The organism is uncultured Methylobacterium sp. (genome assembly GCF_964251405.1).
Classification (GTDB): domain Bacteria; phylum Pseudomonadota; class Alphaproteobacteria; order Rhizobiales; family Beijerinckiaceae; genus Methylobacterium.
This window is the reverse complement of record NZ_CAXUJR010000036.1, coordinates 1-9428: the sequence shown is the minus strand read 5'-3', so window position 1 is coordinate 9428 and position 9428 is coordinate 1. Positions and strand designations below refer to the sequence as shown.

Annotated in this window: 11 protein-coding genes; 8 read left to right on the top strand and 3 right to left on the bottom strand. The window is 70.5% G+C overall.

What is annotated here, in order from left to right; translation table 11 throughout:
- From ACFE7U_RS08945 to ACFE7U_RS08935, 3 genes are all read right to left on the bottom strand, one after another.
- Nucleotides 1–193, bottom strand: a 193-nt coding sequence (locus ACFE7U_RS08945; RefSeq protein WP_375409374.1) for a hypothetical protein, incomplete at its 3' end; no start/stop codon positions are given.
- Nucleotides 194–424: 231 nt separating this feature from the next.
- Nucleotides 425–577, bottom strand: coding sequence for a hypothetical protein (locus ACFE7U_RS08940; RefSeq protein ID WP_375409373.1), 153 nt, complete (start codon nt 575–577; stop codon nt 425–427).
- Nucleotides 578–831: 254 nt separating this feature from the next.
- Nucleotides 832–1785, bottom strand: coding sequence for a DUF2778 domain-containing protein (locus tag ACFE7U_RS08935; protein ID WP_375409372.1), 954 nt, complete (start codon nt 1783–1785; stop codon nt 832–834).
- A 683-nt stretch (nt 1786–2468) separates the two neighbouring features.
- Between ACFE7U_RS08935 and msuE the strand changes: the two genes are divergently transcribed.
- The 8 genes from msuE to ACFE7U_RS08895 form a co-directional block, all read left to right on the top strand.
- Nucleotides 2469–3059: an FMN reductase gene (msuE, locus tag ACFE7U_RS08930; RefSeq protein WP_375409371.1), complete on the top strand. Its 591-nt coding sequence runs from the start codon at nt 2469–2471 to the stop codon at nt 3057–3059.
- Nucleotides 3056–4009, top strand: coding sequence for a sulfonate ABC transporter substrate-binding protein (locus ACFE7U_RS08925; protein WP_375409370.1), 954 nt, complete (start codon nt 3056–3058; stop codon nt 4007–4009). The genes msuE and ACFE7U_RS08925 overlap by 4 nt, the downstream gene beginning before the upstream one ends.
- Nucleotides 4010–4015: 6 nt before the next feature.
- Nucleotides 4016–4798 (top strand): aliphatic sulfonate ABC transporter permease SsuC, encoded by a 783-nt coding sequence (ssuC, locus tag ACFE7U_RS08920; RefSeq protein ID WP_375409369.1) that lies wholly within the window; start codon nt 4016–4018, stop codon nt 4796–4798.
- Nucleotides 4799–4845: 47 nt separating this feature from the next.
- A complete protein-coding gene (locus tag ACFE7U_RS08915) occupies nt 4846–5685 on the top strand; it encodes an ATP-binding cassette domain-containing protein (protein ID WP_375409368.1) in 840 nt (279 codons plus the stop codon).
- A gap of 44 nt (nt 5686–5729) precedes the next feature.
- On the top strand, nt 5730–6893 hold the full coding sequence (ssuD, locus tag ACFE7U_RS08910) for an FMNH2-dependent alkanesulfonate monooxygenase (RefSeq protein WP_375409367.1): 1164 nt from the start codon (nt 5730–5732) through the stop codon (nt 6891–6893).
- Between the two features lie 42 nt (nt 6894–6935).
- Nucleotides 6936–7922, top strand: coding sequence for a sulfonate ABC transporter substrate-binding protein (locus tag ACFE7U_RS08905; protein ID WP_375409366.1), 987 nt, complete (start codon nt 6936–6938; stop codon nt 7920–7922).
- 50 nt (nt 7923–7972) lie between these two features.
- Complete coding sequence (locus tag ACFE7U_RS08900; protein WP_375409365.1) at nt 7973–8902, top strand: sulfurtransferase; 930 nt, start codon at nt 7973–7975, stop codon at nt 8900–8902.
- A partial coding sequence (locus ACFE7U_RS08895) for a YeeE/YedE thiosulfate transporter family protein (RefSeq protein WP_375409364.1) occupies nt 8899–9428 on the top strand: 530 nt, incomplete at its 3' end. The genes ACFE7U_RS08900 and ACFE7U_RS08895, both read left to right, overlap by 4 nt.

Genomic DNA, 9428 nt, shown 5'->3' with positions numbered 1-9428 from the left:
GATCCCATTCGAACGTCCCGATCTGCCCGGCTCGCTGCGCGATCTGAAGGCGGTCCTCGCTCGCGGCGAAGGCGGCCTGATGGGCGGCGCTTAAATCGGCTTTCCTGTCGGCATCGGCGAGCAGCCCCCGAAGGACGGCGTTCTCCGCCAGAAGCGCGTCGATCGTCGGTGGGGTCTCGGCGTCTGCCATCATGACGTCGCTGGGTTGCTCATGGGATCCACCGAGGAGGAATGAGGAGCCGAACGCAGGGAGCGCCGGACCGTATGCCACTCCTTCCAGGATCGGGCGAGTGTGACACCGCGAGATCGGGCCGACGCTCGTCCTCGCCCTCCGTGCGACCGGCTCGTTTGCCGCCTTGTGGCGACGGTCGCCGCCATGACAAACCCCGCCGCGGCGAACCGGGCGGGGTCGTGATCGCGAGGTTCAGGTCGGCTGTCCCTCGGTCTCCTCGATCTCGGGACCGTCCTCCTGCGGGATGGAGGGATGCGGCCCCTCCTTCTGATCCTGCGGATCGGGCGGAGGAGCACCGCCAGGCTTGGGATCAGCACCCGGCTGCGGCGTGCCAGCTTGACTCATCGTTTCGCTCCCACATTGTCTTGCAAGGAGCTAAGCCACGGCCATCGGGAGCGTTCCGACTGAGCCGAAATGGCCGGATTTTTTCCGGGGCGGCCGGCATGGTCTCGCGCGGCTTGGCACCACCGGCCCGGGGGCCGGCGGCGAGCGATCCGATCAGGGCCGTGAGCGCCTGGTGCTCGGATCCATCGGCATCCTTCCCGAGGCCGCAGCCTAAGCCTCACGGATCGTCCTGCCACGAAACGAGAGACATCGCCTCAGCCGCCCCTGGCCGACCGGCCCGATAGGCCGTAGCGGCGCCCGCTCCAGGCGGGCCCGTCCCCGCCGTCTCCCGCCACCACCACGAGGCGCTGGACCTCGCCGCGCAGGTAGGCCTGCAGGAAGCGCTGGTAGTCGCGGAACACCACGCAGCCGTTGGAGGCGCCGCTCGGGCCGAGCATGTAGGTATGGGCCAGGAGGCCGACGCGGCCGTGGATCGCCGCCGGGCCGCCCACCGGGTTGAGGCGGATCGCCCGCACCCCGTGGAACGGGGCCTCGCGCTCCCTCAGCTCGTAGGTGCCGGGAGGCGTCGCGCCGCGCATGGTGAGATGCACATGGCGCGGATTGTCCATACTGGGGCCGAGGCCCGAATGGGCTTCAAGCACCTCTCCGTTGGGGAGCGTGACCCGTTGGGCGGTGATGTCGTAGATCGCCGTCCCCGTCGCATTCATCGGCGCGGGGGCGGGAACGAGACGCCGGCGCGGAGAGGTTTCCTCCGCCGTGCCGTCCACGGCGGCGTAACCCAGGGCGGCGGGCGCCGGGGCTTCCCCGAAGATCCGCTCGAACAGGGACGGCTCGTCCCCTCGCGCCGCCCGGAACACGCTCTGGGTCGAGGGCATGATCGGACGGCGGGCCAGCCGCGCGGTGACCGCGACCGGCTCGCGCCGGAATTCCGGCGGCCGTGGCACCGGCAGGGGAATCGGCAAGGGAGCCGAGAGGGCGAGCCGCTCGGGCCGCCTTTGGCTCGCCGCTTCCACGTCGGCGATCCGGACTTCCACCCGGGGAGCCACGACGGCGGCGGGGTGGAACCCCGGCGCGAGGGGCGCGGACAGGGCAAGGCCCGCCCCCCCGCTGCCCAGGGCGGGCGAAGGATCGAGCATCCAGGCATGGTCGGCAGGGACGGTCCGGATCGGCGCTGCCTCGGGCGCGGCCGCGACACTCGCCGAAGGCACCGGTTCCGTCTCACCCCGTCCGGCGAGCCACGCTCCTGCGAGACCCAGGATCCCAACCGAAAGCGTCAGCAGCGCGCGGTTGCGGCGACGGCGGCGGTCGTGCCGGGGGCAGCGGCGCGAGCGAAGCGCGACAAATGTCATCGGGACCCTACTCGATACGCATGTCCCGCTTGGGGGCCCAAAGCCAGCCGAGTGCGCGCGGACGCGCCGCGTGCGCCTGACACGTGATTGGGGGGTCGCCGTCGAGGGAAGGAATGGCCGTCAACGACCGCGAGTAAGCGCCAACTTGGTTAATCTTGCCTGAAGCTGGGCGCGGGTTCCGACGGCAGGCGCCGAGCAATGGGCGACGCCCTGCTGGGTCGCACCACGTCGTTCGTTTTATCGAACACCTCTCGTTCCGACGTCCGTTATTCGACGTCGATCGGCGGCTGTTTTCGCTCTGTGGGGTCGTTTCGCACTATTCTTCTCACAAAGCGCAAGTTGTCCGAACAATCATCTCCACTGTCGTGTTCTTTTAAAAGTACGTTTCATTGACGATTTCGGGGGTGCCGGGCAGAGTCCAGGGACCTTGTCGGCGCAGTGCCGCGATGGCTCCGGCATCCTGCAGACCCTCCGGGCACGGCAGGTTTCGCCCTCCCGGACCATCGCGTTTCCTCGCCAAATCGTTCGATCGGATCGAATCCATGGCGCTCCCCCGTCTCGTCGCGTTCAGCGGAAACACCCACCGACCGTCCAAGACGCGGGCCCTCGTCGAGGCGATCGCCGCCGCGGCGGCCACGCGGGCACCGCTCGACATCCGGCGCTTCGACATCGTCGATGCCGGCCCCGGGCTCGGTTCGGCCTGGGCGCGCGAAGCGCTGTCCCTGCCGGCCCGCCGCGTCGTCGAGGCGATCGAGAATGCCGACGCCCTCATCGTGGGCACGCCGGTCTACAAGGGCGCCTATGCCGGGCTGTTCAAGCATGTGTTCGACCTCGTCGATCCAGGAGCGCTCGCGAACAAGCCGGTGATCCTGGCGGCGACGGGGGGCGGGCCACGCCATGCCCTCGTGGTCGAGCATGCCTTGCGGCCCCTGTTCGGCTTCTTCGGCGCCTTGAGCCTGCCCACCGCGATCTATGCCTGCGACGCCGACTTCCAGGACGGCGTGCTCGCGGACGACGGCGTCCGTCAGCGGATCTCCGCCGCGGCGGGGGAACTGACCGACATCCTCACCGCCGAGCGACGGCCCGTCCTGTCCTTCGACGAGGTCCGCGTCGCCACGGGGCAGGCCCGATGATCACGCGCCGCCTCGTCCTCGCGGCAGCGGCCGCCGCGGCCACGCCGCTGCGCGCGGCCGAAGCCGGAACCGTCCGGATCGGCTACCAGAAGAACGGCATCCTCGTCGTCGCCAAGCAGCAGGGCGTGATCGAAACCCGGCTGAAGGCTCTCGGGATCAACGTGCGCTGGTCCGAGTTCTCCGCCGGGCCGCCGCTCCTCGAGGCGCTCGGCCTCGGCAGCATCGATTTCGGCCAGACCGGCGACGCTCCCCCGGTCTTCGCCCAGGCCGCCGGCGCCAATCTCGTCTATGCCGCCTCACAGCCCGGTGGCGGGTCCGGCTCGGCGATCCTGCTGCCGGCGAGTTCGACGGTCCGGAGCGTGGCGGAGCTGAAGGGCAAGCGGGTCGCCTTCGCCAAGGGATCGAGCGCCCACAACTTCATCGTCGTCGCCCTGGAGAAGGCCGGCCTCGGCTACGGCGACATCGAGCCGGTCTACCTCAGCCCCGCCGACGCGGCCGCCGCGTTCAACCGCGGCGCCGTCGATGCCTGGACCGTCTGGGACCCCTACTACGCCATCGCCGAGCGCGCCCCGACCACCCGCGTGCTGCTGCGGGTCTCGGAGGTGCTGGTCACCAACAACTACTTTCTCGCCAATGCCGATACCGCGCGGCAGCAGCCGGCGATCCTCGCGACGGTGCTCGACGTGCTCGCCGAGGTCGCGTCCTGGTGCGAGGCCAACCGGCCCGAGGTCGCCGCGGCCCTGTCGAAGGTCACCAACGTGCCCCTCGAGGCCTCGCAGCGCGCGGTCGAGCGCATCCGCTTCACCATCGCACCGATGAGCGAGGCGACCATCACCGAGCAGCAGCGCATCGCAGACCGGTTCCACGGCCTCGGCCTCATCGCCAAACCGATCCGCGTCGCGGACGCCGTCTGGACGCCGCCGGCCGACGCCAAGTTCGGAAGGGGCTAGAGCGCCATGGCTTCCACTCGCACGCGGGATCTCGTCTCGCGCCTGACCCCGTGGCTCGTGCCGGCGGCGATCATCCTCGGCTGGCAGGCCGCGGCCTCGGGCGGCCTCGTCTCGACCCGGTTCATGCCGGCGCCCAGCGACGTCGTTGCGGCGGGCTGGCAGGCGAGCCGGACCGGCGAGCTCTGGGCGAACCTCTGGGTCAGCTTCCTGCGCGCCGCGAGCGGCTTCCTCATCGGCGGCAGCATCGGCTTCGGTCTCGGCCTCGCCAACGGCCTGTCCCGGATCTCCGAGAAGCTCACCGACACCACGCTGCAGATGGTGCGCAACATCCCCCACCTGTCGCTGATCCCGCTGGTGATCCTGTGGTTCGGCATCGACGAGGAGGCCAAGCTCTTCCTCGTGGCCATCGGGGTGTTCTTCCCGATCTACGCCAACACGCTGCACGGCATCCGCTCCGTCGACCCGCAACTCGTGGAGATGGGCCGGGTCTACGGGATGTCGCCGCTCACGCTGTTCCGGCGGGTGGTGCTGCCGGGCGCGCTCCCGTCGATCTTCGTGGGCCTGCGCTACGCGCTCGGCATCATGTGGCTGACGCTGATCGTCGCCGAGACGATCTCGGCCTCCTCGGGGCTCGGCTACATGGCGATGCAGGCGCGCGAGTTCATGCTCGTCGACGTCGTGGTGCTGGCGATCGTGATCTACGCCGTTCTCGGCAAGGTCGCCGACACGCTGACGCGGCTCCTCGAGCGCACATTCCTGAGCTGGAACCCCGCCTACCGGAACGTCTGAGTCGGCGACCGACGTTCCTCTTCCAGCCCCCTCACGGACACCCGATCATGATCGCCACCGCCCTGCGTCCTCACGACGAGATCGTCGAACCCAGGCAGGCCGCGCAGCAGACCCGGACACGGCCCCGCCTCGAGGCACCCCGCGGACCATCGGACGGCCTCGCCGTGACCCTGCGCGGCGTCGCCAAGTCCTTCGACGGACACAGCGTCATCGAAGGTCTCGACCTCCACATTCCGGCCGGCCAGTTCGTGGCGGTCGTGGGGCGCTCGGGTTGCGGTAAGAGCACCCTGCTGCGCCTCGTCCTCGGGCTGGAGCGGCCCACCGCCGGGCGCATCGCCGTCGAGGCCGAGGGGCCGCGCCGGCCGACCTCCCGCATCATGTTCCAGGAGCCGCGGCTGCTGCCCTGGGCGCGCGTCCTCGACAACGTCGCCGTCGGCCTCGCCGAGGCCGGAACCAGGGCGGCCCGGGCCGAGCGGGCGCGAGCCGTGCTCGCCGAGGTCGGTCTCACCGAGAAGGCCGGCAATTGGCCCGCCACCCTGTCCGGCGGCCAGCGCCAGCGCGTAGCCCTGGCCCGCGCACTGGTGAGCCGGCCGGGGCTGCTCGCCCTCGACGAACCGCTCGGGGCCCTCGACGCCCTGACCCGCATCGACATGCAGGCGATGATCGAACGGATCTGGCTGAACCAGGGTTTCACCGCGATCCTCGTCACCCACGACGTCGCCGAGGCGGTGGCCATGGCCGACCGCATCCTCGTGGTGGAGGACGGCCGCGTCGCCCTCGACCTCGCCGTCGACGTGCCGCGGCCGCGTCGCCGCGGCGACGCCGACCTTGCGGCGCTGGAAGGCCGCATCCTCGATCACCTGCTGCGCGAGCGTCCGCCGGCCTGACAGGCCGCGAGCGACGCATCCCGGCCCCATCACGGAGACACCGCATGACCGCTGAGACCGACGTTCTCTGGTTCCTGCCGACCCACGGCGACGGCCGCTATCTCGGCGCGCAGGAGGGCGCCCGCGAGGTTTCGCTCGCCTATCTGCGCCAGGTCGCGCAGGCCGCGGACGAGCTCGGCTATTACGGCGTGCTGCTGCCCACGGGGCGATCCTGCGAGGATTCCTGGGTGATCGCCTCCGCGCTGGCCGCCCAGACGAAGCGCCTGCGCTTTCTCGTGGCGGTGCGGCCGGGCCTGCAGGAGCCGTCCGTGGCGGCGCGCATGGCCGCGACCCTCGACCGGATCTCGGACGGGCGCCTCCTCATCAACGTGGTCACCGGAGGCGACCCGGTGGAGCTGCGCGGCGACGGCGTCTTCCTCGACCACGACGAGCGCTACGTCGTCACCGACGAGTTCCTGCACATCTGGCGCGGGCTGATGTCCGGCGAGACCGTCAGCTTCGAGGGCAAGCACCTGAAGGTCGAGGAGGGCCGGGTGATCTTCCCGCCCCGGCAGGCCCCGTACCCACCGCTCTATTTCGGCGGCTCCTCGCCCGCCGGCATCGAGGTCGCCGCCGAGCATTGCGAGGTCTACCTGACCTGGGGCGAGCCCCCGGCCGGCGTCGCCGAGAAGATCGCCCGCGCCAGGGACGCCGCGGCGCGCAAGGGCAAGACATTCTCCTTCGGCATCCGCCTGCACGTCATCGTGCGCGAGACCGAAGGCGAGGCCCGGGCCGCTGCCGAGAACCTGATCTCGCGCCTCGACGACGCCACCATCGCGCGGGCGCAAGCCACCCTGAAGCGTCAGGATTCGGTCGGCCAGAGCCGGATGATGGCGCTGCATGGCGGCGACCGCACCAAGCTCGAAGTTTCGCCCAACCTCTGGGCCGGCGTTGGCCTCGTGCGCGGCGGCGCCGGCACGGCCTTGGTCGGCTCGGCCGATCAGGTCGCCGACCGGATGAAGGAGTACATCGATCTCGGCATCGATCGCTTCATCCTGTCGGGCTACCCGCACCTGGAGGAGGCCTATCGCTTCGCCGAGCTCGTCTTTCCGAAGCTGCCCCTGAAGAGCACCACCGGCGTCCCCCCGAGCCACGCCCGCAACGACGGGCCGTTCGGCGAGGTCATGGCCAACGACATCGTGCCGAGCCGCCGCATCGCGGCGCATTGAGCCACGCCTCTTCCCCGACGATCGACGAGGACCATCCAGGCCATGCCCAGAATTGCCGCGCTTCGTACCCTCTCTATCCGTCACGAAGGGAGGTGGTGGGGGTGGGCCCTCTTCTTCGTTGCCGTGATCGTCCTGTTCGGCACGCTGGTCGCGCGCGCCGACGAAAAGGTCATCCGCGTCGGCTACCAGAAATACGGCACCCTGGTGCTGCTCAAGGGCAAGGGCCTGCTGGAGCGGAAGCTCAAGCCGCTGGGCTACCGCGTGGCCTGGGCCGAGTTCCCGTCGGGGCCGCCGCTCTTGGAGGCGCTCAACGCCGGCGCGATCGATTTCGGATCGGCCGGCGAGGCGCCGCCGATCTTCGCCCAGGCCAACAACCCGAACCTCCTCTACGTCGCCCACGAACCCGCCGCCCCCTTGGGCGAGGCGATCCTGGTGCCCAAGGACAGTCCGATCCGCTCGGTGGCCGAGCTGAGGGGCAGGAAGGTCGCGCTCAACAAGGGCTCGAACGTCCACTACTTCCTGGTCCGGGCGCTGGAACAGGCGGGCGTTCCCTACGAGGCGATCACCCCGACGTTCCTGGCGCCGGCCGACGCGGCGGCCGCCTTCGCCCGCGGGGCGGTGGACGCCTGGGCGATCTGGGACCCCTATCTCGCCTCGGGCCAGTTGGCGACGGGCGGACGCACCCTGATCGACGGCAGCGGCCTCGTCCCGAACCACCAGTTCTACCTCTCGACCCGTGGCTTCGTGGAGGCGAACGGCGCGGTGGTGGACGCCACCCTCGCGGCCATCGGCGAGATCGATGCCTGGGCCAAGGACAACACCGACGCGGTCGCGGCCGAGCTGGCACCCTCCGTCGGCATTCCCGCACCGATCCTCACCGCCGCCCTCAAGCGCCTGACCTACGGCGTGACACCCCTCGGTGCCGGCGTCGTCGCCGACCAGCAGCGGGTGGCCGACACGTTCCACAGGCTCGGCTTGCTGCCCCGGCCGGTCAGCGTCGCGGATGCGGTGCGAAAGCCTGGAAGCTGACACCCCTTTCAACTCCGGTCCCCTCTGCGCTCTCACCCGAAGGAAACGTGATGACATTGAGAACCTGGATTCTGGCCCTTGGTCTTGCACTGGCGGGACCCGCCGCCCTCGCCGCTCCAGGGCCCGCGGAGAGCCCGCTCGTGACGACGGAGTGGCTCGAGAAGAACCTCGACGCTCCCAAGCTGCGGATCGTCGAGGTCTCGGTCGAGCCGGGGCTCTACGAGCGCGGCCACATCCCGAACGCGCAGAACGTCGCCTGGCACACCGACCTCGTCGAGACGGTGACCCGCGACATCGCGAGCCCGGAGAAGTTCCAGGCCCTCGTCCAGCGGCTCGGGATCGACCGGGACACAACGGTCGTCCTCTACGGCGACAACAACAACTGGTTCGCGGCCTGGGGCGCCTGGGTGTTCGCGCAGAACGGCCTCGTCGACAACGTCAAGCTCCTCGATGGCGGGCGCAAGAAGTGGGAGGCCGAGAAGCGCCCCCTCGACACGCGCAGCGTCCAGCTCGCCCCGAGCCGGTTCAACGTAGCGGAGCGCTCGGGCGCGCTGCGCGCCCGGCTCGCCGACGTGCTCGCCGTCGCCAAGGGCGAGCGCGACGCGAGGATCCTCGACATCCGCTCGCCCGACGAGTTCTCGGGCAAGATCGTCGCGCCTCCCGGCGTGCAGGAACTGGCGATCCGCTCGGGCCATATCCCCGGCTCGGCCAACGTGCCCTGGGGCAAGGCGGTCAACCCGGACGGCACGATCAAGCCGGTCGCGGAGCTGCGCGCGCTCTACGCGGCGGCCGGCATCGACGGATCGAAGCCGGTCATCACGACCTGCCGCATCGGCGAGCGCTCGAGCCACACCTGGTTCGTGCTGACCCGCCTGCTCGGCTACGAGGCGAAGAACTACGACGGGTCCTGGACCGAGTACGGCAACACGGTCGGCGTCCCGATCGCGAACCCGGCCGGCACGGTCTGGGGCGGGAAGTGACGGCAGGACCCGCACCCGACATCGCCGCCCATCCGAAGGCCGCCCTCGATCCACGGATCGGGGGCGGTCCCGTAGGGGCCGCATCGGTCGCTCTCGGCACGATCCTGCGCTGGTCGCTCGCGGCCCTCGTCGTGCTCGGCCTCGGGTTCGCATCCGACGCCCTGCTCGCGCAGCCGCGAGGCGCGAACCTGTCGCTCTCCCTGATCCTCGGCGCCCTGTTCGGCTTCGTGCTGCAGCGATCCCGCTTCTGCTTCCTCTGCCACTGGCGCGACTTCCTCGACGCCCGGGACCCGCGCGGGATCCTGGCAATCCTCGCGGCGCTCGCGGTCGGCATCGTCGGCTACACGGTGGTGTACGGGGCCTGGATGCCGGACCCATCCGGGACACGCCTGCCGCCCGGCGCCCATATCGGCCCGGTCAGCCCGATCCTCCTTGCCGCAGGCCTCAGCTTCGGCGCCGGCATGGCGATCTCGGGGAGCTGCATCAGCGCCCATCTCTACCGCCTCGGCGAGGGCTCCCCGACGGC